The organism is Nostoc sp. C117, from assembly GCF_043099735.1.
Classification (GTDB): domain Bacteria; phylum Cyanobacteriota; class Cyanobacteriia; order Cyanobacteriales; family Nostocaceae; genus Nostoc.
On the sequence record NZ_CP170991.1, the window covers coordinates 3,892,596 to 3,918,753 of the forward strand.

At 43.1% G+C, this 26,158-nt stretch carries 18 protein-coding genes and 1 pseudogene; 5 read left to right on the plus strand and 14 right to left on the minus strand.

Going from position 1 to position 26,158, the window contains the following annotated elements; all coding sequences use genetic code 11:
- Positions 1–138 precede the first annotated feature (138 nt).
- On the minus strand, positions 139–4,461 hold the full coding sequence (locus tag ACFG4S_RS16765; RefSeq protein WP_392535848.1) for a DUF4347 domain-containing protein: 4,323 nt from the start codon (positions 4,459–4,461) through the stop codon (positions 139–141).
- 596 nt (positions 4,462–5,057) lie between these two features.
- Between ACFG4S_RS16765 and ACFG4S_RS16770 the strand changes: the two genes are divergently transcribed.
- The gene (locus ACFG4S_RS16770; RefSeq protein ID WP_392535849.1) at positions 5,058–6,113 is read left to right on the plus strand and encodes a glycosyltransferase family 4 protein; all 1,056 of its coding nucleotides are present in this window, start codon (positions 5,058–5,060) and stop codon (positions 6,111–6,113) included.
- Here ACFG4S_RS16770 and ACFG4S_RS16775 read toward each other — a convergent pair.
- A complete protein-coding gene (locus ACFG4S_RS16775; protein ID WP_392535850.1) occupies positions 6,110–6,241 on the minus strand; it encodes a hypothetical protein in 132 nt (43 codons plus the stop codon). The two genes, ACFG4S_RS16770 and ACFG4S_RS16775, sit on opposite strands and share 4 nt — an antisense overlap.
- Positions 6,242–6,477: 236 nt before the next feature.
- On the opposite strand from ACFG4S_RS16775, the pseudogene ACFG4S_RS16780 reads away from it, so the two are divergent.
- A pseudogene (locus ACFG4S_RS16780) lies at positions 6,478–6,738 on the plus strand (transposase); the annotation flags it as partial.
- Positions 6,739–7,068: 330 nt separating this feature from the next.
- Here ACFG4S_RS16780 and ACFG4S_RS16785 read toward each other — a convergent pair.
- Together ACFG4S_RS16785 and ACFG4S_RS16790 are read right to left on the minus strand one after the other, a co-directional pair.
- A complete protein-coding gene (locus ACFG4S_RS16785; RefSeq protein ID WP_392535851.1) occupies positions 7,069–10,341 on the minus strand; it encodes an efflux RND transporter permease subunit in 3,273 nt (1,090 codons plus the stop codon).
- Between the two features lie 71 nt (positions 10,342–10,412).
- Positions 10,413–11,900, minus strand: a complete 1,488-nt coding sequence (locus ACFG4S_RS16790) for an efflux RND transporter periplasmic adaptor subunit (RefSeq protein ID WP_392535852.1) — start codon at positions 11,898–11,900, stop codon at positions 10,413–10,415.
- Between the two features lie 724 nt (positions 11,901–12,624).
- Between ACFG4S_RS16790 and ACFG4S_RS16795 the strand changes: the two genes are divergently transcribed.
- On the plus strand, positions 12,625–12,954 hold the full coding sequence (locus ACFG4S_RS16795) for an RNA recognition motif domain-containing protein (protein WP_392535853.1): 330 nt from the start codon (positions 12,625–12,627) through the stop codon (positions 12,952–12,954).
- Between the two features lie 111 nt (positions 12,955–13,065).
- On the opposite strand, the gene ACFG4S_RS16800 is transcribed toward ACFG4S_RS16795, so the two are convergent.
- The 3 genes from ACFG4S_RS16800 to ACFG4S_RS16810 form a co-directional block, all read right to left on the minus strand.
- Complete coding sequence (locus ACFG4S_RS16800) at positions 13,066–13,440, minus strand: DUF4440 domain-containing protein (protein WP_392535854.1); 375 nt, start codon at positions 13,438–13,440, stop codon at positions 13,066–13,068.
- A gap of 312 nt (positions 13,441–13,752) precedes the next feature.
- Positions 13,753–15,465: a diflavin flavoprotein gene (locus ACFG4S_RS16805; RefSeq protein ID WP_392535855.1), complete on the minus strand. Its 1,713-nt coding sequence runs from the start codon at positions 15,463–15,465 to the stop codon at positions 13,753–13,755.
- Between the two features lie 215 nt (positions 15,466–15,680).
- Complete coding sequence (locus tag ACFG4S_RS16810; RefSeq protein ID WP_392535856.1) at positions 15,681–17,405, minus strand: diflavin flavoprotein; 1,725 nt, start codon at positions 17,403–17,405, stop codon at positions 15,681–15,683.
- A 110-nt stretch (positions 17,406–17,515) separates the two neighbouring features.
- Between ACFG4S_RS16810 and ACFG4S_RS16815 the strand changes: the two genes are divergently transcribed.
- Positions 17,516–18,400, plus strand: a complete 885-nt coding sequence (locus ACFG4S_RS16815) for a pantothenate kinase (protein ID WP_392535857.1) — start codon at positions 17,516–17,518, stop codon at positions 18,398–18,400.
- Positions 18,401–18,457: 57 nt separating this feature from the next.
- Here the strand turns inward: ACFG4S_RS16815 and ACFG4S_RS16820 are convergent, their stop codons facing one another.
- The 4 genes from ACFG4S_RS16820 to ACFG4S_RS16835 all read right to left on the minus strand — a co-directional run bounded on the left by ACFG4S_RS16820 (position 18,458) and on the right by ACFG4S_RS16835 (position 22,617).
- Complete coding sequence (locus tag ACFG4S_RS16820; protein WP_392535858.1) at positions 18,458–19,912, minus strand: amidohydrolase; 1,455 nt, start codon at positions 19,910–19,912, stop codon at positions 18,458–18,460.
- A 455-nt stretch (positions 19,913–20,367) separates the two neighbouring features.
- Positions 20,368–20,934 (minus strand): PEP-CTERM sorting domain-containing protein, encoded by a 567-nt coding sequence (locus tag ACFG4S_RS16825; RefSeq protein WP_392535859.1) that lies wholly within the window; start codon positions 20,932–20,934, stop codon positions 20,368–20,370.
- A 166-nt stretch (positions 20,935–21,100) separates the two neighbouring features.
- Positions 21,101–21,913 (minus strand): alpha/beta fold hydrolase, encoded by an 813-nt coding sequence (locus tag ACFG4S_RS16830; RefSeq protein ID WP_392535860.1) that lies wholly within the window; start codon positions 21,911–21,913, stop codon positions 21,101–21,103.
- Positions 21,914–22,122: 209 nt separating this feature from the next.
- Entirely contained in the window at positions 22,123–22,617 is a 495-nt protein-coding gene (locus ACFG4S_RS16835) for an NUDIX hydrolase (protein WP_392536004.1), read from the minus strand.
- A 566-nt stretch (positions 22,618–23,183) separates the two neighbouring features.
- On the opposite strand from ACFG4S_RS16835, the gene ACFG4S_RS16840 reads away from it, so the two are divergent.
- The gene (locus ACFG4S_RS16840; RefSeq protein WP_016860072.1) at positions 23,184–23,348 is read left to right on the plus strand and encodes a hypothetical protein; all 165 of its coding nucleotides are present in this window, start codon (positions 23,184–23,186) and stop codon (positions 23,346–23,348) included.
- Between the two features lie 173 nt (positions 23,349–23,521).
- On the opposite strand, the gene argH is transcribed toward ACFG4S_RS16840, so the two are convergent.
- The 3 genes from argH to larB form a co-directional block, all read right to left on the minus strand.
- On the minus strand, positions 23,522–24,904 hold the full coding sequence (gene argH, locus ACFG4S_RS16845; protein WP_392535861.1) for an argininosuccinate lyase: 1,383 nt from the start codon (positions 24,902–24,904) through the stop codon (positions 23,522–23,524).
- Between the two features lie 101 nt (positions 24,905–25,005).
- Positions 25,006–25,191 carry a hypothetical protein gene (locus ACFG4S_RS16850; RefSeq protein ID WP_392536005.1) on the minus strand — a complete coding sequence of 62 codons (186 nt, stop codon included), beginning with the start codon at positions 25,189–25,191 and terminating at the stop codon, positions 25,006–25,008.
- A 126-nt stretch (positions 25,192–25,317) separates the two neighbouring features.
- Positions 25,318–26,106: a nickel pincer cofactor biosynthesis protein LarB gene (gene larB / locus ACFG4S_RS16855; protein ID WP_392535862.1), complete on the minus strand. Its 789-nt coding sequence runs from the start codon at positions 26,104–26,106 to the stop codon at positions 25,318–25,320.
- Positions 26,107–26,158 lie beyond the last annotated feature (52 nt).

The following is a 26,158-nucleotide window of genomic DNA, read 5'->3' on the forward strand; positions in this document are numbered from 1 at the left end:
TTGGGTTAAAGGGGAAAGGTTTTGAATACATCCTTTACCTTTTACCCGCAACCCCATTTCCCAGACCATAAGGAAAGTGAAAAATGCTTATCCGAACCGTATTGAGTGACATTCCACCGTACAGTCTAAATATAGAGTTTAGACAAGTACATTAGTACCAACTACCAGATTTGTAGCCGTGAAATTATTTAAAGTTGTCAAGGTGTAAAAGAAATTACCATCACCATAGTAAGAGTAATTCACTACTGTAGAAGTACCTGATTGCACAAATTGGAGATAGCGGTCTGAGATGGGATTGGTACCACTATAGCCTAGACTACTAAACAGGTTAGTCAGAACTAACTTATCCTCACTCTGATTAAAGTCAGTGATTCTATCACCAGCATGATTCAAGGTTTGGTATATGAACTGGTCATGACCACTACCACCAGTTAGGGTATCGTTACCTGTACCACCAATGAGGATGTCATTGCCAGTACCGCCGATCAGGCTATCATTATCAGCACCACCAATGAGGGTATCGTTACCTGCACCGCCAATCAGGGTATCGTTACCTGCACCACCCCGCAGCAGGTCATTACCACTCTTACCGTCGATGCGGTCATTACCCCCCTGACCATTAATCACATCTGCTGAGTTGTCAAAGCCATTGACATTGTTGTTCAGGTCATTGAGAAAGGTGACTGTGTTTTTATTGAAGATGCTGCTTTGGGTGGAGTTAGCATTCAAGATATCAAAGCTATCACGAATCCAGGTTTGCCCATTAAACAGGATATTGCCCAGAGTCCATAGGTTGTCTAGGTTTTCCAGGGCAAAGTTTTGTAGGATAACTTTGTCATCAGCCACCCCTTCAAAGGTGATTTCCAGATTGTTACCATTTTGGGTGAGTAGCAGATTTTGGGCTGTCAATCCAGTACCTTGGAATTTGAGGGTATCCAATTCAGCAATGACTGCTGGTGAGGGATTTGAGCCTTTACCTAGTCCACCAAAATCGGTGATGGTATCAACACCGTCACCTAAGTTGTAAACAAATTTATCTTTGCCACCGCCACCAGTTAGGATATCGTTGCCTTGATTACCTGTGATGGTATCATTCCCAGCTTGAGCGTTAATTATGTCGCCATAATTGTTACCCACTAGGTTATCACAACCAGCGGTTCCATTCACCCCGTTAAACTCCAAAGCCCCAATATCAACTGTACCCTCAGATATTCGGTTAAATCCAGCGCCGCGTTGATCGGTGGTGACACCAGGTGGAATCAGAGCATTATTACCTGCGTTAATGGCGGGGCTATCGGCAAGTAAGGCATTAGTAAAGGTTGAACCACCGTTATTTTGTAGGGGGCTAAGTTTGGGGTCGATGGGGTTGGCGCTGGTGCCGACGAGGGTGCTGGTGGTAAAGCCTGTGCTACTGGCGTTATTCCCAATTAGGTTATTGCCGAGGTCGGTGAAGTTGCCGAAAACCTCGCCTTGAAAGCCAGTATTACTTGCAATGATGGTATTGGCAACAATGGCAGTACCATCAGAGTAATTGAAAACACCTCCATAATCACCATAAAAACGATTAAAGTCCTCATAAAACATCCCAAAGTTGTTGGTAATGGTGCTGTTAGTGAGGTTGAGGATGCCTTTGTTAGAGATGCCAGCCCCATTTTTGTACCCCTTGTTGCTAGAGACAGTGCTATTGTTCAGACTAAAGCTGCCTTGGTTAAAAATGCCGCCACCGTAGGAGGCGTCATTACTAGAGACAGTGCTTCCAGTTATGCTGAGGCTGCCTGTGTTAAAAATACCACCACCATAAGTATCGACTATCTGAATCCCAGGTGCATACAGATAACTATAGATGATGCTGGATATTGAATTATCCGAGACAGTGCTGTTAGTAAGGCTGAGGTTACCTGTATTAGATATGCCGCCACCGAAGTAAACTGTATTGTTGCCAGAGACAGTACTGCTAGTAAGGCTGAGATTGCCTGTGTTAAATATGCCACCTCCTAACGATGTCCCTCGATTGCTAGAGACATTGGTATTGCTCAAGCTGAGGCTGCCTCTGTTAAAGATGCCACCTACTGACCCAGTATTACCAGATACAGTGCTGTTGGTCAAATGAAGGGTGGCATTGCTATTGAGCAAAATACTACCAAAGGCATCATTAGCATTAGTAATCTTTAAGCCGTCAATGGTGGCATCTGTCCCAGAACCAGATATCTCAAATACGCCCGATGAATTATTGCCGCTGAGTGTGAGGTTCAATGCCCCAGTTCCGAAGATGGTGACATCATCGGTAATCGTCAATTTTCCAGAGGTGAGGGTAATAATATCTGGGGTGGCATCAGTGAACACTCCCGCAAAGGTAATTGTATCCGCCCCAGCAGTAGCATTGGCATTGAGGATAGCCTGCCGCAATGACCCTGCCCCAGAATCGTTGGTATTAGTTACCACTGTGTCCGTATTGACAGGAGGAGGTGGGCTGGTTGACTGGACTTCATAAGCACCAATATCAACCACACCGTCGGATATCCGCTCAAATCCAGTATCTCTTTGATCGGTGGTCACACCAGCAGGAACTAGGGAATTATTGCCTGCGTTAATTGCGAGACTATCCGCAAGTAAGGCGTGAGTTAAGGTCGCACCACCGTTATTTTGCAGTGGTCCGATTTTTGGGTTGATGGGGTTGGTGCTGGTACCAACGAGGGTGCTGGTAGTAAAATCACTGCTACCAGTATTATTGCCAATTAGGTTATTGCCAGAGTCAGCGAAGCTACCACTTACGTCGGGGTTGATGTTGCCGGAGGTGGACTTATCGAAGTTGCCTGCAATGATGGTATTGCCAACAGGGATAGTCTGACCTTCGTCGAAAAAACCGCCTCCGTCGCCAGTACCATCGCGGTTCGAGTCAGCTGTGTTATTGGTAATCGTGGTGTTGCTGAGGGTGAGGATGGTATTGTTATAGATACCGCCGCCACTAGTAGTCGTCGTATTACCAGATACAGTACTGTTAGTGACGATAGCTAAACCTGATGTTCCTCCATAAGCTCCATCAGAGAAGTACGAGTTAAAGATGCCGCTTTCGGTATTGCCAGAGACAGTGCTATTAGTAAGGCGAAGAAAACCACCTACGTTATAGATGCCGCTTCCCGTATTGCCAGAGATACTGCTATTGGTAACGGTGAGCAAACTAGACTGATAGAGAGTAGCTTTACCATCTTGACCAGTAACGGTGGCATTATTATAGATGCCACCTCCGGTATTGCTCAATACACTACTATTAGTTAGGCTGGCTCTAATACCTACGTTATAGATGCCACTGCCGAAGGAACCTGTATTGCCAGAGACACTGCTGTTAATGAGGCTGAGGCTGCCATAGTCAGTGTTAGAGATGCCACTGCCGAAGGAAGCTGTATTGTCAGAGACAGTAGTGTTAAGTAAGCTGAGGATGCCACTGTTAGAGATTCCGCTGCCGTAGTACTTTGCTGTATTGCCAGAGACAGTGCTGTTAGTTAGGTTGAGAATGGTTCCGCCAGAGACGAAAATACCGCCGCCATTGCTTGTATCATTACCATTAGTAATTTTCAAACCATCGATACTGACATCTGTTCCTAATCCCGATATATCGAGGACTCTGGAAGCATTGTTCCCGCTCACCGTGAGCTTAGATGCCCCAGTTCCCAAGATGCTGACATCATCGGTAATTGTCAGTTTTCCAGAGGTGAGGGTGATAACATCTGGTGTGTTATCGCTGAACACGCCCCCAAAGATAATGGTGTCATCCCCAGCAGTGGCATTGGCTAAGTCAATTGCTTCCCGTAGGGTGGTGACGCCGTTATTGCGATCGCCATCATCCCCATCTCCGGTATTATTGACTGTGAAGGTCGCCAAGACTCCTGCGTAAGTTTCCCGCATCGTTTCTGTAAACGCTAAAGTCACTTCCATCTCTGCGGTGCAGACTTCTAGTTCCCAGTTCCCACCTAATGCTGCATTGCCTGTCTGCTGACGCGAAGCAGCAATATTTGCCCCTGTGAGTTGGTGCAGTTTTTCGATAAATTCTGCTCCGGCATCACCGGAAGCAACATTGCAACCGTAGATGAGTAAGTTGGTTACAGATTTTATAGTTTTGGATGAGGCGGAAAATATCTTCTGCCATTGTTGCAGTTGCTGGCTATAGTATTCCAGGGTATCGAGTCCTAAGTGGGTGTTTCCCAGTTGCAAGCGACCTGGGACACCGTGGCAAACAATGTGAATGCTGCGAAGATTCTGGCCAGCACGAGTTGCCAAAATGTCTGTAATTTGTTCAACACCGTTCTCTGTCGAGTCAATAACGAAGACTTCTGTGTCAGATATAACACCGTTAACTAAACTCTGATAGTCTTCAAGCGCCATGTCTATGAAGACTAGGCTGTGGGAATGAGATGTGGAAATTACGGAATTTACTTGGAAGTTTGAGGTATGTAGAGTTACCATTTCTTTACTTCAAGATAAGGTTAGAAGGTTAATTCAAACTGATTGAAGCCTTGTCATTACCGAGTTTTCACACACTTATTTACATTAATAATCAATGATTTTTGAATATTAATTTCCTTTTTATCATCAAGAAAATTGGTGTTTTTGTAAAGCTATAAAAGTAGGTAATTTTACTATTGATAATAGAATCGAGCAAGTTGCTGCTTTTGTGAAGACATCAGAATCTTGCAGTTTTACCCCGATTTATCGAGCTATTGCTGAATAAGTCTTTAAAGCTAAGTGGCTGATGAGAAGCGCTTTTAGTCAGTAGCAGGTGGTTAATTTTATTAGACCTCTTGCAAAAGTGCTTTTTGCAAGAGGTGGCAAAAGGGAAAAGGTTAAAGGGGAAGGTGGGGTCCCAAGAAGGGGATAAGGGGCGGGGGAAAATACAAAACCTTTCCCCCTTTTCCCTTCCCCTTTTCCCTTCCCCTTTTCCCGACTTCTGCAAGAAGTCTATTGACTACTGGCTACTTTTGAGTTGTCCCTGAAGACCTCAGCAATTGTGTTAATTAATACTCAGTTACTGGTCTTGATTTTTTATACATATCTCAAACACTATGCGAATCATACATATTTTGAATCACGTTCAAGAAATAGGTAACGGTATTGTGAATGTGGCTGTAGATTTAGCTTGTCTGCAAGCAAAATCTGGTCATGAAGTAGCGGTTATTTCTGGTGGTGGTGAATACGAGGCATTACTAAATATTTATGGCGTCAAACATTACCAACTAGACCAAACTCGGAAACCGATAACTACCATTAAAGCAGCGATGGGTTACAGAGCGATCGCCACAGAATTTCAACCGGATATCGTTCATGCACACATGATGACCGGAATCATCCTAGCACGCATTTTTCAAGGACATAAATATGCTTTAGTTTCTACAGTCCACAATGAATTTCAACGTTCAAGTGTGCTGATGGGTTTAGCTGATAGGGTGATTGCTGTCAGTCAGGCTGTAGCAGATTCTATGGCAAAGCGCGGTGTCCCAAAAAATAAGTTGCGGGTAGTCTGCAATGGAACGTTGGGAAGTCCCCGCACTCGACAAATAGAAAATTATCAAACTTTACCATTACAGCGTCCAGCGATCGCCACCGTAGCTGGAATGTATCAACGCAAGGGAATTGCTGAGTTAATCGCTGCTTTTGAGCAAATTGCCTCAGATTTTCCCGAAGCACATCTTTATTTGGTGGGAAATGGCCCTGATAAACAGCTATTTGAGGCACAAGCACAAGCAAGTTCTGTGGGAAAACGGATACATTTTGAAGGCTTCCAAGCAGAACCTCAGCGCTACCTGAGATCTTGTGATATATTTGTGCTGGCTTCCCATCGTGACCCTTGCCCCCTGGTGCTTTCAGAAGCTAGAGAAGCTGGAACTGCGATCGTTGGTACTCAGGTAGATGGAATTCCCGAAGCTTTGGATAATGGGGAAGCAGGTCTTTTAGTACCAGCAAAAGATAGTCATGCTTTGGCTGGAGTTTTAGTGAAATTACTGAGTGATGGTGATATGCTGCACGAGTGGAAAAATCGGGCAAACCAAAACCTACAACGGCTGAGTGTTGCCCGCGTCCATCAAGAAACATTAGCGGTGTATGATGAGTTAAAGCGTTAAGAGTATAGCGATCGCTTTAGTTTTAAAACTACGCCTAAAGTGCCAAATATCAGTACACCCAAAACATTAGGTGATTCCGGAACAGCGGTGTAATAACTAGCCACTCTGATTGGTCCATCTTTATCCACTCGATCTTCTGGTATTGGTGGAATGATTCCACCACCGGGAGTTAAATCAGGCTTAGTAGCAAATCGATTGAAAAATATGGTTCCATCTGGGATTACACCACCACTATAAGTAGGGGTTGCTGAAAAAGAAAGAGAAGCTCACAGGATATAGATTATCTGACCAAAGAAGTATATTCAGGTGCAAGACTTGAGGGTAAAATAGCCCAAAATCCTTGCATAACCGCGACCAATTGAATCAAAAGAAACAAGATTTAGAATCTGAGAAAATTCGTAATTGTATTGAAGGAAAATTTGGGCAAGCTAAAAGAAGGTTTAGCCTCAATCGAGTGATGGCGAAACTTTCCCATACTTCTGAAACTGCAATTGCTATTACTTTTTTAGTGATGAATCTTTCTACTCACCTGTCGCGCGTGTTTTATGCTTTTTTATGTCTATTTTTGAAAACTGCACCTTTTTTGCAGTTTCCTATAACTGAAAGTTATTATTTTCTGAATTAGAGACAACAAAAGCTTATCTTTCATTTTGCTTGAATAACTAGTCAACCCAAAAGAATTGCTTTTTCATACTTTTTCAGCAACCCCTACATACTAGTAGTCTGCCAACCCAAAATTGCCAGGTTTCGACTAGGAAAAGGGGACTGGGGTTGGGCGAAGGAATTAAAACTTTTTCCCTTTTCCCCTTACCCTTTTCCCCTTACCCTTTTCCCCGCCAAGTTTCCTTGGCGAACTACTAGGACTTACGCAAAGGTGATGGAAAACGTTTGAGAGGGTTTTTGCGTAAGTCTCACATACATCAGGGTTTTGGGCTGATCTGAACTTTATTTGTGCCTAATCTTTATCAGTGATGGAAATAAGTTTTTTCTTAAATCCACGTAACCGGATTAACAAAAACTTAGCCCAATTTCCACCTAGCAAATCGTGCAACAGAATATAAAAACAGGGGATGATAAACAACGTTAACATTGTGGCGATCGCCATTCCAAAGAAAACTACAATTCCTAATGGCTGCAAAAACTCAGAACCTTCGCCAATGCCTAATGCCAAGGGAAACAGTCCCAAAATGGTGGTGACTGTGGTCATGATAATTGGGCGCAAGCGTTGAGGAGCAGCTTTCAGGATGGCAATTTGGCGACTACAACCTTCTTCATCCCGAATTTGGTTTGCTAGTTCTACCATGAGAATCCCTGCGTTCACTACAATTCCCACCAGCAACACGACACCAACAATTACAGTTGCGCCGATTGCAGTTTGGGTAATGTAAAGTCCAAAAATTCCCCCAGCTAAGGCTAGTGGTACGGTGAACATAATTACCAATGGGTCAATCAGCGAATTGTATTGCACCGCCATAACTACAAAGATTAAGAACGTCGCCAACGCTCCCAAAGTTTTTAAAGCATCCTGAAGTTGTTGATTAGTTTCTTGAGCAGAACTAGGCACAATGGAAACGCCATCAGGTAAGTCTACATCCTTAAGTACCTCGTTTACTTCTGCGATCGCTTCACCAAGACTAGCTCCCTCGCTGAGATTTCCTGCCACAATAAAAGCTTGGCGCTGATTAATCCGTTGCACCTCACCTGGCGCTTGACCTTCTTGAATGTTCGCCACATCTGACAGGCGGATTAGTTGATTGTTTTCTGTAAATAGCGGTAATTGCTCTAACTGGGAAGGACGCTGAATCGCTTCTTTATTTAGTTGCACCCGCACATCAACTAGACGATTACCGCGTTGAATTTGTGTGGGAACTGAACCTTCAATTGCTGTTTGAACTGTTGCACCAATTTCTTGAGCGCTCAATCCTAAAGCTGAAACCCTTTCCCAGTCAGGACGAATTTGGATTTCCGGTTGCCTAGCGTCGGCATCTGGTCGAAATGTTGCTAATTTTGCCCTTTCCTGTAATGCTTGCAGTACTTGCGCTCCTGCTTGGGTTAAGCTTTCTTCATTCTCACCTTGGAGAATCACGTCAACTTCTGACCCTTGCACTGGAGAATTACTCAAGATTAAACCCCGCACCTGACCAGGATTGAGGCGTAGCAGAATTCCTGCTAAGTTGAGTTTGTTAAATTCCTGAGTTACTTTTTTGACGAAGGCTTCGACATCTGTGCCTGGTTTTAGATTGATAGTGCTACTGGCACGTAAAGGATTTTCTGTAGTACTGCTACCAAATAAATTACCACCCACAGTTGTGAAAGCTGACTCGGTTTCTGGTTGTTTGAGCAAAATGTCATCGACAATTTGCATAACTTTTTCAGAAGTTGCTAAAGGTGTACCAGGCGGAAACTGCGCTCTCAAGTTAGCTTGACCAGTACTGATGCGAGGTAAAATTTCTTGGGGAATTTGACCAAACATCAAGAAACTGCTACCGCCTAAAATTACCAAAGCAGCAGTGACTACGAAAAACCGATAGCGTAAAACCTTGGTTAAGAAGTTACCGTATCCCCGCGTCGCATCTTCAAATCGGTGATTAAATTGTCTAAGCAGCCAAAATTCGCCGATCCGACTAGACCAGCGAATTCCCAAAAGTCGAGAAGACAGCATCGGTACTATTGTGATGGCGACGACAAGAGATGCTGCGACTGCGAAGCTAATTGTCAGAATCAGTTCATTAAATAGCAGTGCAATAAAGCCACCAATTAAGAGGAATGGCACTACAGAAACTAAGTTGGCACCTGTAGCAGCAACTAAAGCAGATTCTACTTCTTGGGAAGCATTAATGGCACTGTCAATAAAAAATTTAGAATTTTTCTTCTGTCCCCCTGCTTCCATCTCTTTTTGATTGGGTGTCATTCCTGCTTTTTCGGAAATGTTCTCCAAGATCACAACCGATGTGTCAATTGCTTGACCAACTCCTAATGTCAGACCTGCTAAACTGAATACATTCAAAGTCAAGCCAAATATTTTCATTAAAGCGATCGCTGCCAAAGTACACAAGGGAATCGTCAAACTGATAATCAATGTTTGTCTGAACGATCCCAAAAATAACAACACTGCTGCTGCTGCTAACAATGCCCCAGAAATCCCCGAAAAAATCACATCATTTAAAGAATTGCGGATGAAGATAGATTCATCTGTGGTGGGACTCAAAGTCATGTCTGCTGGAATTAAACCCGATTGCCGTAATTGTTCAATTCGCCGCTTAACAGCATCTACAACTGTGATTGTATTAGCCTCAGGCTGCTTTTGAATGGAAAATTTCACCGCCGGCTGACGGTTGAGGTAAACAAATACTCGCTGTTCTTCGGTATCGTCAATTACCTCTGCAAAGTCTCGCAAGTAGACGCGGCGGGAAGGTGTAGGGGAGGCAGAGGAAGCAGAGGAGGCAGGGGCGTAAACTTCTAAGGAAAGGTTTTCAATTTCTCTAGCATTTTGGAAACGTCCGACAGTCCGAGTTAATGGCTCGGAATTTTGCCCGAGAATCCGACCACCGGAAGTATCTTGATTACGAGCTGTTAATTCATCTAAGACATTATTTAATCCTACGCCCAAAGCTTGCAATCGGTTTAAATCAACAAGTACTCGTACTTCTTCCTCTGCACCACCAGATACATCAACTGAAGCGACTCCTGGTACAACACTGAGTTCACGACTTAAGTCTTCGTCAGCAAATACGCGTAAATCTTTACCTGGCAATGAAGCAGAGGTGAGCGCCAATTCATAAACCGGCAATTGGGAAGGATCGACTTTAAATAAGCGTGGCTCCTCTATCGTATCTGGCAGTTGTCCTCGACCTCGGTTAAAAGCAGCAGTAGCATCATTTAAGGCTTGGTCAATATCGCCCCCTGGTTGGAAGTATAAATCGAGGCTTACCTGTCCCTCACGGGTGCGGGAAAAGACTTGTACTACATTCTCTGTGGCCGATAAAGCTTCTTCTAAGGGTCTGGTGATTTCATCTACTGCTACTTCTGGTGAAATACCAGGGGCTTCTAGGCGAACGCCAATCCGTGGATAGGTAATTGACGGTAGGAGATCGACTTGGATAGTTGTGAGAAAAAATACCCCAATGACAACTACTGCCACTGTGAGCATAAGTGTACCAATATGTTGGCGAATAGCGATCGCACTCAGGCTAAATCCGCCATTGCCGTTATTATTTTCTTGTTGCATGATAGTAAGTGCTAAGTGCTGACTGCTAAGTACTTTTTTCGTTGGTATGCTAGTTGTTGCTCACCTGAGTATTACTTTTCGGAAAGAATCGATAAACGTACAGCGTCACCTTCTTTTAACGGCTTACCACTGCGAACAACATAGCGCTCCCCCGCTTGTAAGCCAGATAGGATTTCCACTTTACTATCAGCTCTTTTTCCTAAGGTGACAGAACGCGTCACTACTTTGGTCTTACCATCTGTGTCTTTGACTACAAATAATGTCCCAGATGGATTTTCTTGCTCTCCTGCGGCTCTTTTTGCTGCCCCTGCTGGTTTCTGAATAGCTGTTTGTGGCACTACTATCCGCTGTTGCGTCTGGTTTTCAAAATTCACTCGCGCCAGCAGTCCGCTACCAATCTTTCCTTGACTGTTGGAAATTACTACCTCTACTGGTATCAAGCGAGCTGTGGCATCGGCAGCAGGAGAAACCCGGGTCACTCTACCAATTAAGGTTTCCTTGGGGAAGGCATCTAAGCGCACTTGTACAGACTGACCAACCTGGATTTGTGCCAGTTCTAATTCGGAAACTTGGACGAGGACTTTAACACGACTAAAGTCTCCAATTTTCAAGATTTCGTTACCTGCTTGCAATAGGTTGCCTGGTTCTGTCACCTTTTCTATGACTACGCCAGTGATTGGAGATACCAGCCGAGCATAAGACCTGCGTTCTTTGGTTTGAGCAACCAATGCCTGTTGAGCAAGTACTCTACCTTGGGCAGCTGCAACGGCTTGCTGTTCTGTCCGTACTTGTTCTTGAGCTGCCCGCAATGCCTGAGCAGCGGTTTGTGCCTGGGTACGCGCTTGTTCAGCAGATTGTTGGGCGATCGCTCCAGCTTTGAACAACCTCTGCTGCCGTTCTGAGTCTGCTTGAGCTTGTACTACTTCTAGCCGCGCTCGTTCAACATCTGCACGGGCATTGCTTACCTGATTGCTTGCCCTAGCTACTTCCGATTTCAGAGCTGCTAGCTCTGCTTCTGCTTGCTTTAATTCAGTCGAAAGTATGGCATCATCTAACCGTCCGACGTTTTGCCCCAGTTTTACTGTATCACCCACATCTAAGTTCAAAGCTAATAGCCGAGCTTCCACTTGCGATCGCACTGATACAATCCGAAAGGGTATTGTATTACCTGTGTATTCTGGTTGTTTTTCTAGTAAATCTGTTCGAGCGATCGCCACATCTACAGGTGTTGAAACTTCACCGCGTTCCTGCGCTCCAGGACTTTGAGATTGTGCATCAGCTGATTCCTTAGTCAGCGATCCGCAACTCCCTACCAGCAGTCCCATACCCAACAAACAGGGAATTAATAAACTTTTCAAACAAGTAGCAGCAAGAAAATATTTTTTCGCGCTTTTTGCAAGAAGTCTAGTCCTAAGATCGGTGTAGGAGGCGCAGCCTAACTCAGGGATCGCCACCCCAGTCTTCACAACTGAATCTAACTGGATATTAATTAGCTGGTTGTCGATTACGGTATCTGTCATTTTCACCTGTTTCTGCGGCTTATTTATGTCCAAAATCATTTATTTTTCTCCGATTGGGGAGCTTTTGGGATTAAACAGCCGTGTTTTACCAAGTAATTTTAAAAGATATCATTAACGAAAACGGCGAGAATGGATAAGCTGTCTGACAGTAAACTCTGCATTCAGAAATTACTGTGTTCCCACAAAAATCAAAAAATTCTCACCGCCCTACCACTTCTTATGCAGAGGTAGACAATCTTCTTGCAGCTAATTGATTATAAACTTAGTATAAATATTTTTCACTTTTCTGGAATCTACCCATAGGAGAAACCTAGTTTTACCTAAAGATATGAGATTTTTTCCATATTTCAACATAGGTAGTGTTATAATTATTATCCTTGATATTACATAATCTATAAAATTCCCCTACAAACACTAGTATTTACCGTATTCAGCTATTTTTTAATGCAAAGTAAATATTTATTGATGTTTGGGATTTTTTATGTATGTTGTATTTAAACACTTTTTTCCGAAATATCCCTGACTAATTAGTTTCTTTAATGGACAGTAGTCGGCGTTGAGTACCTAAACATAAATTTTTATAACATTTTTTAAAACTTTCTCCTAGAAAGTAAATTGCTGTGTCATCATGGGGAGTGAAATGAGAATTAATTCGGCAGACAGTGTTTGTTCTTAGTATTGACAGGCTTTTTCCTCTTGGTATTACAGACTTCTCTCCGAAATCTAAATCTCTACAAACTTACGATGATTTTGGAGATACTTGATGTCAATTTACGTAGGTAACCTCTCTTATGAAGTTACACAAGATGCGCTTAGTGCTGTTTTTGCAGAGTATGGTACTGTAAAGCGCGTCCAGCTACCTACTGACCGCGAAACAGGACGTTTGCGCGGCTTTGGTTTTGTAGAAATGAGTTCAGAAGCAGAAGAAACAAAAGCCATTGAAGCTCTTGATGGTGCTGAATGGCTAGGTCGTGACCTGAAAGTAAATAAAGCTAAGCCCAGAGAAGATAGGGGTGGTGGTTCCTTCGGTGGTGGTGGTGGTAACCGTGGCGGTGGCTACGGTGGTGGCGGCGGTCGTGGCCCTCGTTACTAACCTAAGTATACGAAAGCTAAGTTAATTTAATCTAGAAAAGGCTCAGGCGGGAATGCTTGGGCTTTTTCTATGCAAAAATAAACTATATTTTTAATTCAAATCCAGGTAGAGCTATATTACAGTGCCCTGATGAAAGATTATTTTCCATTGATTATCGATCAATTTCCAGATAGAACTTCGCAATGAGTCAACAGGCTGTTCGCCAGATATATGTTTGACTATACGATAAGTCACTAAAACAACCCCTGTTGCTAACACTAACGTTTTGAATTCTGTTATCGATATTTGAGTTAGGGGTTCAATGGGTTCATTCTCCAAGCTCTTGATAATTTGCTGTTTATCAAAAACACGGCCTGAGCTTCCGAACTCAATAAACTCGTCGGCAAGTAAATCCATGACATCTTTAGCTGACTTTCGGATATCTGGTTGAAGTAAACGCTCTTCCAACTCACGGAGAAAGGATTCGTTTAAATAGTCTGCTTTCATCTACTTGCTGAAGTTGATTATGTCTTGGATAAAAGAGCTTACAACCATCCGATGCAACGGGGTATTAAGTAAGGTCGAGTAATCATATACTACAACTAGAGTTTTTAGAATTAGACCGACGAGAGGACGCCGGGACGCGGAGAAATTTTAATGATAAGTGATTAGTCGGACATGATATCCCTTACCTGAAGGGGAATGATGAGATGAATTTTTGGGCGATGAGGAGTTAACCCCATACCCAATGCCCCATGCCCCATGCCCCATGCCCCATGCCCCATGCCCCATGCCCCATGCCCCATGCCCCATGCCCAATTAATAATGAGTTGCCGACTTACGATGATGCACGGCTGTAACGCCATCAGTATCTAATAATTTACCACTCTCGATAGTTGCATAAACCAGCCAATGGTCACCCGATTCCATCCGGTTTTGTACAGAACATTCGAGATATGCTAAGGCATCGGTAAGTATGGGAGAACCGTTTTCAGCTTCTTTGGCGGCGACATTCGCAAATCGGTCTTCTCCTGGGCCAAAAGGTTTGAGAAAGTGCTTCATCAATCCTAGGTGATTGCCTTCTTTGAGGATATTAAGGACAAATTTGTTTCCTGAGTATGTCAAAGACTCCACTGCGCGTTCTTTGGCGACGGCGATGGTTAAACCAGGGGGATTAAAGCTGGCCTGAGCCACCCAAGAAGCTAACATGGCGCTGGAGCGATCGCCTTCTTTGGCGGTGAGAACGCACAGAGAACCCACAATTCGCCCCACTGCTTGTTCTACAGTTGTTGCAGGTTGACCTGGCGATCGCACTTTTCTCGCTTTCTTCAATGCTTGGGCAAAGTCGGTGCCAGCTTCTTCACACAATTGTAAGGTGGCATCTTCGGGTTTGAATTTGACGCGGATGGTGTCAAAACCAAATCGATAGCCAGCATCTTTTAATTTACCTTCAATTAAATCAACTGCTTCACCACTCCAGCCAAAGGAACCAAACACACCAGCAAGTTTATTATTCGTCGCGGTGGATAAGACAATTCCTAAAGCTGTTTGCACGGGTGTGGGTGCATGACCGCCGAGAGTAGGGGAACCGATGACAAAACCAGCGGATTTTTCTACCGCAGTCCGGATGTCTTCGGGGTCGGTGAATTCACAGTTAATTGATTCTACGGCAACACCAGCTTTTGTGATGCCACGAGCGATCGCCTGGGCTAAAGTTGCGGTATTTCCGTAAGCTGATGCATAAATCAAAGCTACTGTCAAGTCAGCAGAAGTTTGCTGCTGACTCCATTTTCGGTAAGCTTTGGTTACTTCGATTAAGCCATAGCGCACTAAAGGGCCATGTGCAGTGGCGTATAATCTCACTGGCAAATCTGCAAGTTTATCCAGGGCTGTTTCAACTTGACGGGCGTGGGGAGCCATGAGGCAATCAAAATAATAACGCCGATCTTCGTTATAGATTTCCCAGCCTTCATCAAATACCTGATCTCCGCAAACATGCGCCCCAAATAATTTATCTGAGTACAAAATTTCTGTTTGCGGATCGTAGGTGCAAAGGTGATCTGCATAGCGGGGGTTGGGGGTGGGAATAAATTCTAAATTATGCCCATTACCCAAATCGAGGGTTTCTTCTCCCCGCATCACCAGAATTTGCAAATCTGGATTTTCCAGCGCCCCACGTAAATTTATCGCTCCTGGATTAGAACAAACAAAGGTAATTTGTGGGGCAATTTCCCACAAAGCTTTTAAAGTTGCAGCCCGGTTGGGATTTACATGTCCCAAAATTACATAATCTAAGTCTTCGAGATGGAAACGCTGTTGTAACGCTTCTAAATAAATTTCTGTAAAGGTTTCCCCTGGAGGGTCAATCAGCGCAGTTTTATCGCTTTCGATTAAATAAGAATTAGCAGTTGTACCCTTAGCCAGAGCATATTCAATTTCAAATCTCAGCCTTGACCAACTGCGCGATCGCAATATTCTTGTATCTGTAGCAATGGGGAAAACTTGAACGTCACGGGGTTTGTTTTTTGACATAACTGAAATAATTTTAGATTTTAGATTTTGGATTATTAATTAGACTTCTTGCAAAAGTTCTTCTTTGCGTTCTCTTCTCTGCGACTCTGCGACTCTGCGTGAGATAAAAAAATATTTATCCAAGAAGTCTAACGAGAAAAATTTCCACTCAACCAATATTGAGCATTGTGGGATTTTGGATTGTTAATCTAAAATCCAAAATCCTAAATCCAAAATTAATAGTGGTTTCCAACTTTGCGATGATGCACAGCTGTCATTGCATCTGGCTTAGACACTCGTCCGGCATAGACGGTACTATATACTCCCCAATGGTCGCCGCAGTCCATTCTACTGATGACTTCGCACTCCATGTAGGCGAGGGCGTCGGTGAGGATGGGAGCACCGTTTTCGGCTGGCTGGGTTCTCACTCCTTCAAAGCGATCGGCACCGGGACCGAATCGCTTCAAAAAGTGCTTCATTAGTGGTTGAAAATTGCCTTCTTCTAAGACGTTGAGAACAAAGCGATCGCCTACTTGCATAAGTGATTCAATTGCCCTGTCTTTGGCTACCGCAATGGAAAATCCCAAGGGTTTGAAGCTGGCTTGAGCAACCCAAGAAGCTAACATGGCACTGGAAACATCACCTTTTTTGGCAGTAATGATATATAATCCGCCGCTAAGTCTACCTAGTGCTTTATCTAAGTCTGCACCCAGGGATTTCATCGCTTTGATACTGCGATCGCGTGTTACCCATTGCCCTAAGTCTGTACCTGCTTCTTCACAAAGCTTGTAGATGTTTTCTGTGGGTGTTTGTTTAATCCGAATCGCGGGAAAAACTGTTGTCAAACCCAAATTGCGGAATTTACTCATCAAAGGATCTATCGGTTCATCATCACCACCACCAGTTTCAAATATGCCGATAGCTTGCTTTTCTTTTGCAGATCCTAAAACTGTGCTGAGTGCAGCTTGAATACTAGCAGCGCCAGAAGCCGGAGGTAAACCAACAATCAATCCAGCACAGCGGCCAACTAGTTCGCGCAACTCTTGTAAATCCAGTTCCGATCCTAAATCGACAATTTCGACAGCCACACTGGTTTTGCCGATACCATTGGCGATTGCTTGGGCAAGGCGATCGCTATATCCATATTCAGAAACGTAAAATATGCCAATGGTTGTTTCTGGCTTGGTTTGGGTTTGGCTCCAAGTACGGTAACGTCCAACTAGTTCTTCAACATTGTGAGATAATAACGGCCCGTGCCCTGTGGCAATCATGTCGATGGTTTTTAGTTCGCCCATCCGCTTCAGGGCAGACAAAACCGATCGCGCATTCGGTCCCATCAAACAATCATAGTAGTAATGAAAGTCTTCTTCGATCGCCTTTAAATCGTCATCAAAGGTGCTATCTGAGCAATAGTGCAACCCAAAAGCATCGCAGGTATAGAGAATTTTGGTTTTATGGTCAAAGCTGAAAATGGTGTCAGGCCAGTGTAAATTGGGAGCAATCACGAATTCAAATTCATGACCATTGCCCAAATCTAGGCGATCGCCATTTTTCACAATCCGCCGTTTAAATGGCTGATGTACGAAATCCTCCAAAAACTGAATCGCCACTTTAGAACCGACAACGGTAATTTCTGGACCCATTTGCAGCAAATCTTTGACTAAACCGCTGTGGTCTGGCTCGGTGTGGCTGATAATCAAATAATCTATTTCTTTTGGGTTGATTAATCCCGTGAGCGTATCAAAATATAGTTGACGAAACTTTTCGTGGGAGGTATCAACTAAGGCAGTCTGCTCCCCACGAATGAGAAACGAGTTATAAGTAGTACCGTTTTGCAGACCAAACTCAATATCGAAGCGATCGCGATCCCAATCCAAAGAGCGAATAGCCGTCGTATCTTGAGCGATTTCTACAGTCTGTATGGTGAGCCGTTTTTCAGTTTTTTCGGTGAGCGCTACCATAACTCCCCTCCTTAATACAATGAGTATTTGTTCCTCTAGTTTTATTGTTACATGGCTTGAATATTAATTTTTATTAAAAAACCTATAGCTGACTTAAAAAAATTAAAAATGTGAAACCGCAGAGGCACAGAGAACACAGAGAGGAAATTTGGCTAGCCTTGGAAATTGGCAATTCTCGGCTGCATTGGGCATTGTTTATAGGCGAGACGCTTGACTCAGCTTGGGATACCGACTATCTACCTGAGTCTGTCATACAGCAGTTAGCTAAATCTCAAACCCTAGATGATTTAATTCTGGCAATTTCCCCACTCGATCGCCAAGGTAATTTTCTCACAAACACTCCACGCCTCCTCCCCCCATCGGTCACTGAGCGTTGGTCATTGAGGCGAAGTGCCGCTCCTTTGCCCCCCTATCCTCTTCTCCTCGCCTCTGTAGTTCCCAGCCAAACTGCTATTTGGCAAACTTATCCTAATATTCGGGTTATTACCTTAGACCAAATACCACTCCAAGGTGTGTATTCCACATTAGGAATTGACCGCGCTTTAGCTTTGTGGGGTGCTGGGAAAACTTGGGGTTTTCCAATGTTGGCGATCGATGCAGGAACAGCATTAACTTTTACAGCTGCGGATGCTAATCAGTGTTTAGTTGGAGGTGCAATTTTGCCGGGATTAGGTTTGCAATTTGCCAGTCTCGGTCAACAAACAGGACAATTACCATTAGTAGAAATGCAAAATTTTGCATCTCTCCCGCCGCGTTTTGGACTGAATACAACAGAAGCTATTCAAAGTGGAGTAATTTACACGCTATTAGCTGGAATTAAAGATTTTATTGAAGCGTGGCTGGATTTATTCCCTGATGGGAAGATTGTCATTAAAGGAGGCGATCGCACTTTATTACTAAACTATCTACAAGCCTTATATCCTGAGATTGCAGCATCTTTAATTGTCGAACCAAATTTAATTTTTTGGGGAATGCGGGAAATAAAGACGCGATAAATCGCCGTCTTTGGATTTATGGCGATTTATCGTGTCTTTGGATTTATGACGAATTATTTAATTAGAAGGTCGAAATTCCGCTTTGATCATCTGAGCGATGGAAGTAGCTTCACGGCGAATTCTCTCAGGGTCAACTGTGAGCATTTTCCGTTTTTCCATGAGAACTTGCCCATTTACAATTACGGTATCAACATCTTGGGCATCTGACGCATAAACCAGATCCGAGATGACATCGTAAAGTGGCAATAGATGCGGTTCTTTAAGCTTGACTTGAATTAAGTCTGCTTGAAGTCCTACCTTAATCGCCCCAATTTTATCTGATAAGCCGAGTGCTTCTGCACTTCCCAATGTTGCCATACGTAAAACCGTCTTAGCCGGTACAACAGTGGGATCGAGGGTAGTCCCTTTATGGATGAGGGCGGTTAGACGAATTGCCTTCCACATATCAAGAGTGTTGTTGGAAGCAGCTCCATCCGTACCTAAACCAACTTTAACTCCCGCTTTCAACATCGCCGGAATCGGCGCAAAGCCCGAAGCCAGTTTCAAATTTGAGTCAGGATTGTGGATAACACCAACACCGCGTTTAGCTAGCAGAGCAATTTCACTTTCGTTAGGCCAGACAACGTGTGCGGCAAAAACACGGGGTTCCAGAAAGCCGAGATTGTCTAGATGTTTGACTGGGGTTGCGTTATAGCGCTGCTGGACATCTTTAACTTCAGTTTGTGTCTCTGCTAAGTGAATGGTTAGGGGGACATCATAATGACGTGCAGCCCGAATAGCCTGGATAAGATGCTCTGGGGAGACGGTGTAAGGAGCGTGAGCAGCAATAGCCGGTATTATACGTTCGTTTTTGCCTTTCCAATTTTTCAGAAAATTTATTGCCGAGGCAAAGGCATCATCCCATCCTTTGAAACCAGGACTAGGAAAATCTATTGACGAAGGCGCAATAATAGCTCTTAAGCCACATTCATTAACCACTTTGGCAGCCACATCCGGCTGAAAATACATATCAACAAAGGTTGTTGTACCACCGCGTATCATCTCCCAGCAAGCAAGCTGTTCGCCAACGCGGACAAAATTTTCATCAACAAACTTTCCTTCTGCTGGAAAGATATAATTTTGGAGCCAATCCTCCAATGCTAAATCGTCTGCAAGACCGCGAAATAGAACCATTGCCGAGTGAGAGTGACCATTAACAAGACCTGGCATCAGCACCATACCCTCGCCTGGGAGCGTCCTGTCGGCTTTGTAAGATGCCATGATTTTGTATTGCGTGTCTACCGCAACAATTTTGCCATCCCTAATGGCGATCGCTCCATTCTCAATAACAGGTTGTGCGTCGTTCATAGTGACGATGAAATCACTACCCACAATCAGTTCTACTTTTTGCTTACCTTGAGTGCCTAAATTATAGTTACTCTGAGCAATAACTATCTGACCAAAAAAGACAAACAACGTTGTACAGAGAAAAAGAACTAAAGGCTTATAGTATTTTGTCAGATGATATTTCACGCTAAAATATCCTTGTTGAACTTTTCTTGTGACTTTATCATCCGTCTAATTGCTACCAATTTGACAACTAAAAATTGTGTTTTATACCAAATCTATTTGTAAGCATTCTTCAAAATTTGATAATCATGAATAGCCCTCTTTTCTTTCTCTCATGAGAGAAAAATAAATGAGAAAATCTAAAATTAAGATATAATAACAAATATGGACTTTAATTTCTCACAGAAAGCCTAAAAGATTGATTTTTACATCAAGCATTTTCTAATAGAGGTTCCACAAAATTCTTCCAACAGATTAATTAAAAATAGGTATTTGATTTTTTGATTTGTGAGAATTGCAAAGCATAGACACCCCACTTATTTGCAAAGTCGGGTATCTTCTTTCCCACTAATAATTTAGGATTGCTATATTAAGTAATTGATTTTAATTTGCAGGGATATTTGCCAGAAATTAAGTGATTAAGCTTTGGCTTTTTGAGTCGCATTTTGTCTACGCTTCATTAACCAGACAACTCCACCAGTGAGAACTACGCCACCCGTTGTTAATGGTTCAGGAATTTGGGTTGTAGGCATAACAGTAATTAATCCATTGTTATGATCTATTGTTCCCTCAGTAGGATTTCTCAGATTAAGGCCTAAACCAACATTTCCAAACAGATAATAATCTCTACTTTGTGTCTTATCCTGACCTACATCAAAGTACCCAAACAAAGACTTTGTACCTGTATCGTAGTTGAAGTCTAAAAAATCATAAACAATACTTCCATTAGTAACCGGAGCAAAACTATTTAACAATTTTTTACTTGGGTCAAAAAAAGAAACTGTAATGGATTGAAGTTTTGAATTGTCTATCGTTGTGTAACCTTGAGTTTCATCATAGGAAAATGAGCCTCTAGCTGAATAGCCAGCATTACCAGTCCAATCAAAGTTGAGTGTAAGTGCATGTACTGGGACAGCTTCTAGTAAACTCAGACCGAGCGCTATCCCAGCAGTAGTAGCAATACAAAGCTTTTGAGTGAATTTCATAAGAAAAACTTTTCTAATCTAAGAATCTGTATAAAGCGGCTCTGTAGTTAGTATAGATTATTGCATTGCGTTGTTAAATACTAATCTAGTAATAATTGCCCTAACATACTCTTGCTATTTCAGCCTAAATACAACTCCAGTTAAGAACAATAAAGAGTTAAAATGCTTAATTTCCTTGAACAAACTCTTTAATATCCATTGCCACAACCTCAGCACAAGATTGTGGTAAGTCATTTCCGGCATGGGCAATTATTTTCAATTCGACTTTGGGAGTTAGTTGAGCATAAACCCGACTCTTAGCTAAAGCATCTGGTGTATCTTGGCCACCTTGTAAAATCAAAACCGGGACTTCAATCATGTAAAGCCGCTTTTGTAGTAATTCCGCGTCAATTTCAGCTTGTCGTCGTTTGAAAAGTAACTGGCAGCCTATAGGATACGGCAACAGGGCCTGACGTAATTGCAAATCCTGTGTAATTTTTTCATGCCAACCCAGAATTTTAGTCAAGGGAGTTAGCGATCGCAACAATTTAACTATGAATGGCGGATAATTCAATAATCGCCGCATCTTCCGGCAATATTCTTGTTGTCCTGGTATCTCTACACCGTCTGGTGCTAGCAGTACCATACCATTAACTTTCTCTGGGTACTTGAGGGCATAGCTAGCAGCAATCCAACTCCCAAGAGAATGACCAACTAAATAGACTTTTTCTAGCTTGACAGCTTGCAAGAACTCAGCTAAACACTCGACTTGTAAATCTATCGAATGGTGGATATTAGGATTCTCCGACTCACCAAAGCCTAACAAATCAGGTGCAAAACAATGGAAATTATCCGTCAGGGACTCCATTACAGATAACCATTGACTGCTATCATTCCAAGCACCATGTAAAAAAATTACAGGAATTTCTGCACCGAATTCACGCCAAAATAATAGCCCTTGAGAAAGTTTTCTCCGGGAGTTACGGAATAGTGTATCCATTTTAATTTAGTAGTCAACTTTTAGCACCATAATATTTTGTCATTGGTCATTAGTTATTTGTCATTGCTCATTATTAATTAGTTTTGGACAAATTAAAACCAGAGAAGTGTCAGCCTTTCATGTAGCTTCTCATAGAGATAGAGAGGCTAACTTAGCTCATAATATTTGCGGCAAATGACAAATGACCAATAACTAATGACAAAACATTATTATGCCAATGTTGTCAAGCCATTGAAGTAGTCTTGCAACTGCCGAGTATGGTCATGAGACATCTGTCCTGGAGGTAAGAAATTCGGCAGGAAAGCTTGAATTTCTATCACTTCCAAAGTATCTTTTACTTCCATTGTCCCATGTACTTCGGCTTCAACCACAACACAAATTGAATGGATTCTGGGATCGCGGTCTGGTGAGGAGTAAACTCCTACTAAACGGTTAATTTTTACTAATTCTAATCCGGTTTCCTCCATCAATTCCCGACGGACTGTGTTGGGAATATCTTCTCCCCAATCCACCATACCTCCAGGCAATGCCCAAAGACCATCATCACGGCGTCGGATCAGTACTATCCGACCATCAGGTAAAATTGGAATGATACTAGTTCCAGTAATGGGATGACGAAATATAATACCCAATACTGTTTGTCCAATACGCCATAAGTTACGTGTGGACTGGACAGCTGCCGGGAAAAAAGCAATAGCGTTCAATCTTCCAAATTTATGTGTTGTATTATCTAGTTCTCTACCACTTAACATAGACTCAACTTATAAATTCATAAATTTATAAGTTGAGTTTTGTTTTATACAAAAATGTTTATGGTTTGAGATTTTATTCTCACGATTTACGTAGAACATTCCCAATTCTAACATCAAGTTTCCACAGAAGCACCGTATTGCTATATACGTAATATTTAAGAATTCAGTAGTCAGAATTCCGAAGTCAGAATATTTGAATAAAAATACAGAATACAGAATTTAGAAGTATATTAATTCATGAAATATTCTCCTAATTCTTTAACTATTCAGGCGGATGTCTTTTGATCATAATGAATTATTAATTATCGATTATGAACTATTGTGACAAACTACTAGATGCCAGGAAGATAATTCTCAAACTTTATTGACATAATAAGTTTCAGTGCGGTAGACTAGAACACTGTTTAAAGTGTATTGATGCTGCACTAGGCTACAAGTATATCAATAACATTGGTAGCTCATATTGCCTACGTCATGCCTAGTTGCCACTTTTTTGTTGTTTATTAAATGAGGTGAATATGGCTAAGCGCCGTAATCCGAAAAAAGAAAAGGCGCTACGGAACCAGGCATATGCCCGGAAGTTTCGTAAACGGACTACGACAGGAAGAATGCAGAGAAGGTTCCAACAAAGACCACCCAAGAGTGAGGAAGATGAAGGCGCAGCAGCAGTTGATGCTGAGTAAGTTGCCTGTTGCAATACTTGCTATTTGAGTCTTTTTGGTTTTGGGGGCGTACAAGTGTACGCCCTTAATAATTAGGAGTGCTGTTAGCGGTAGCGGGGCGTTTAGCCCGTGCTGAGTGGGAAGTGAGGAGTTTTGTTTATCTCCTTATTTCCTTGTTCCCTTGTCTCCCTCTCTTACCCCATTTGAGCGCGGGCAGCTATGAGTGCTTCATTTACCTGTGCAAAGCCTGTACCACCATAACTGTTACGCGCAGCAACAACTTGACGGGGGGAAATGGCTTCATAAATATCTGCTGCAAATGCCGGATGTATTTGTTGCCACTCCTCTAATGTCAAATCTTTCAGGAGTTTACCTGCGGCAATACTGGTTTTTACAACTTTGCCCACAAGGTTATAAGCTTCGCGGAAGGGGACGCCCCTTGCTGCTAGATAATCTGCGACATCGGTAGCATTGGAAAAGTCTTCGGTTACTGCTTCGGCTAGGCGCTGGGTACGAAATTCTAAGCCTTGCTCTAGCAAAATTGTCATCGCCTCTAGAGAGGCTTTGACTGTGTTAACGGTATCAAATAAACCTTCTTTATCTTCTTGTAGGTCTTTGTTATATGCCAAGGGTAGACCTTTCATAATCACCAGCATTGCTTGGAGATGACCAAATACACGGCCGGTTTTCCCGCGCACCAATTCTGGGACATCGGGATTTTTCTTTTGGGGCATGATGCTGGAGCCAGTTGCACAGCTATCTTTAAGGGTGACAAAGCGAAATTCTTCAGATGACCAAAGAATGACTTCTTCTGCAAGCCGGCTGAGGTGAACCATAATTAAGCTAGCAGCACATAAGAATTCGATCGCAAAATCGCGATCGCTCACTCCATCCAGGCTGTTAGCATAAATATTCTCAAAATTCAACAGTTTGGCTGTGTAATGGCGATCGATGGGGAAAGTAGTTCCCGCCAAAGCACCGCATCCCAAAGGTGAGATATTCACCCGGCGAGAAACATCACCTAAGCGTTCCCAGTCGCGTTGTGCCATTTGAAAGTATGCCAAGAGGTGGTGAGCTAAACTCAGTGGTTGGGCGCGTTGTAGGTGAGTATAGCCAGGAATTAAAGTTTCAACGTGCTTTTGGGCTATATCTACTAAAACACCTTGAAATTCCCGCAATTTGCCTTTGATTTGTTCGATTTGGTCGCGGAGGTAGAGTCTGGTATCGGTGCCAACTTGGTCATTACGCGATCGCGCTGTATGCAGCTTTTTACCCACATCGCCGACAATTTCTGTCAATCGTCGTTCAACTGCAAAATGCACATCTTCAGCATCGACACCAGGCTGAAATTTTCCCTGGTGGTACTCTTGGCGAATTTGTTCTAAACCTGCAACTAATTGCTCCCCTTCTTGTTGGGAAATTATGCCTGTGTGAGCCAGCATTTGGGCATGAGCTTGAGAGCCAGTTAGGTCATATTCTATTAATTCAATATCAAAACCTATACTCGCATTAAAACGAGCGATCGCCGGATGTAACGCTGATTCAAACCGCTGACTCCAAGTTTGTTCTTTGGTCATACATTATGAGGGGAGTGGGAAGAGGGGAATGGGGAGTGGGGAAGATCGGGAAAATAATTTCCCCCTTTCCTCTAATCCCGACTCCCTAATCCCCACTAGTTTTAACCGTAGCTAGTTAGATTCCGAATGATATAGCCAATGACTAAACCAATCAACAATGCCCAGACTTGACCTGTCTGTATAAAGTGGTTCCAAGCTTTTTGCATTTGACCCATCAGGTCTGGATCGGTAATTGTTTGTGCAAGGGCTGTCCAATTTACAGGCAAATGCCAAAGTAATTGAGACATCAATTCGTTATAGTGGCTCATATTTGGTGATTAAGAAGTTGGGGTGGCAAGTTTCAGTATCAGTTTATTTATGACAATAATTACTGGTAAATACTGAAATATTGAGTATAACTTTAATGTCTTAACTCAAGATCCCAGGGATGCCAACCGTAATTTCTCGGCTGTTCGCAAAATTTGCCCTGCCAAAACTGCTGCGCCAAAACCATTATCGATATTGACTACACCAACTCCCGCAGCACAAGAGTTGAGCATTGTCAATAAAGGTGCTAAACCACCAAAACTTGCGCCATAACCGATGCTGGTGGGTACCGCAATCACCGGACAACTTGCTAAACCAGCAACGACGCTGGGTAAAGCGCCTTCCATCCCCGCCACAACAATCAACACCGATGCCGAATCGATGACGTGACGGTTACTTAATAAGCGGTGAATACCCGCAACGCCAACATCCCAGAGGCGCTGGACGCAAAAACCAGAAAGTTCAGCAGTGACAGCGGCTTCTTCAGCAACAGGTAAATCAGCTGTACCGGCAGAAAGAATGCCAATTTCCCCCTGAAATTGTGGTTCGATGTTAGGAGGAGCGATCGCACAAATTCGCGCCGATGGGTAATATCGCAAACCGCTAACTTTTGTTTGCAGTGTGTCATACACTGCTGGTTCAATGCGAGTTGCCATTACCACCGAGTTGCGGAGGCGCATCACCTCGATAATTTGAGCAATTTGATCGGCAGTTTTCCCAGGTCCCCAAATTACCTCCGGGAAACCAGTTCTTAGCTGACGATGGTGGTCAATTTTGGCAAACTCACCCACAGATTCATAAGTTAAGTCTTTGAGTGAGTCTAAGGCTATATCTGGAGTAACTTTACCACTGGCAACCGCTTCAAGGAGCGATCGCAAAGTTTCATGTTGAGACACTGGTCAGTTGTTTTGATTTTACAAATTTTCTTAAATTTGCCACAGAAGGCAA